This window comes from Pseudomonas sp. dw_358, assembly GCF_018449655.1.
Lineage (GTDB): Bacteria > Pseudomonadota > Gammaproteobacteria > Pseudomonadales > Pseudomonadaceae > Aquipseudomonas.
In genome coordinates this window covers 1-1,505 of record NZ_JAAVUX010000045.1, presented here as the reverse complement: position 1 = coordinate 1,505, position 1,505 = coordinate 1, and the positions used below count along the sequence as shown (strand labels likewise).

The following is a 1,505-nucleotide window of genomic DNA, read 5'->3' as shown; positions in this document are numbered from 1 at the left end:
GGCATGCGACCCTTGCCCGAAGACCTCCCTGATGACCCTGTTTTGCTCAAGCAAATGTTGCTTGAGGCCTTCAGCCGTCAGGAAGTTACCACCGAGGCATACGAGACCCACATCGTTGATCTGAAAGAGCAGATCAAGCTGTTGCGTGACCGCATCTTTGGCCGTAAATCCGAACAGACTGTCGAACCCAACACGCCGCAACTGGCGCTGTTCAATGAGCCCGAGAGCGAGCCAATGCCTGCGGTCGGCGATGCCGACGAGGAAGTTGTGACTCCTGCGCCACGCCGTGGCAAGCGCAAGCCACTGTCGGCTGATCTGCCGCGAGTCGAAGTCATCCACGACTTGCCCGAGCACGAACTCACCTGTGCCTGCGGTTGCCGCAAACACATCATCGGAGAAGAAACCAGCGAGCAGCTGGATATCGTGCCGATGCAGATTCGCGTGATCAGACACATCCGCAAAGTCTACGGTTGCCGTGGTTGTGAAACAGCCCCGGTCACGGCCGACAAACCAGCGCAGTTGATTGAAAAGAGCATGGCCAGTCCGAGCGTGCTGGCCATGCTGCTCACCACCAAGTACGTCGACGGCTTGCCGCTTCATCGTTTTGAAACGGTGCTGACCCGTCATGGCGTTGAAATCCCCCGTCAAACACTGGCGCGCTGGATTATCCAGTGCGGCGAGCATCTGCAACCCTTGTTGAATCTGATGCGTGATCGGCTGCTGGAGAGTCCGGTCATTCACTGCGATGAAACGCGAGTTCAGGTACTGAAAGAACCGGATCGAGATCCGACCCGCCAATCCTGGATGTGGGTGCAGGCCAGCGGGCCGCCTGATCGGAAAGTCGTGTTGTTTGACTACACATCCAGCCGCGCGCAGGAAGTGCCACTGCGCCTGCTGGAAGGTTATCAGGGCTATGTGATGACCGACGATTACGCGGGTTACAACGCCTTGGCGTTGCAACCGGGCGTGGAGCGGCTGGCCTGCATGGCCCATGCGCGGCGCAAGTTTGTGGAAGCCCAGAAAGTGCAGCCCAAGGGCAAGACCGGCCGGGCCGATATCGCACTGACGATGATTAACAAGTTGTACGGCATCGAGCGTGAGCTTAAAGACGTGAGCGATGAGCAGCGCCTGGTCGGTCGTCAGGAAAAGAGCCAGCCGGTATTGGATCAGTTGAAAAACTGGCTGGATAAAACTCAGCCTCAGGTAACGCCGCAAAGCGTTTTGGGCAAGGCCGTTCATTATCTGGCGAATAACTGGAGCAGGCTGGAGCGTTACGTTGAAGCGGGTTTTTTACCGATCGACAACAACGCGGCTGAAAGGGCGATAAAGCCGTTTGTGATCGGGCGCAAGGCTTGGCTGTTCAGCGACACCCCTAAAGGCGCAACCGCGAGCGCGCAGATCTATAGCTTGGTCGAGACTGCCAAAGTCAACGGCCGGGAGCCGTATACGTGGCTGCGCCACGTACTTGAACGGTTGCCGCAGGCTGCATCGGTAGAGGATTACGA

At 57.7% G+C, this 1,505-nt stretch carries 1 protein-coding gene; it reads left to right on the top strand.

The genetic code is table 11. The features are described 5' to 3' along the window. Window positions 1-3: 3 nt before the first annotated feature. The coding region (locus tag HB675_RS25660) for an IS66 family transposase (RefSeq protein WP_213881963.1) at window positions 4-1,505 on the top strand (1,502 nt) is incomplete at its 3' end.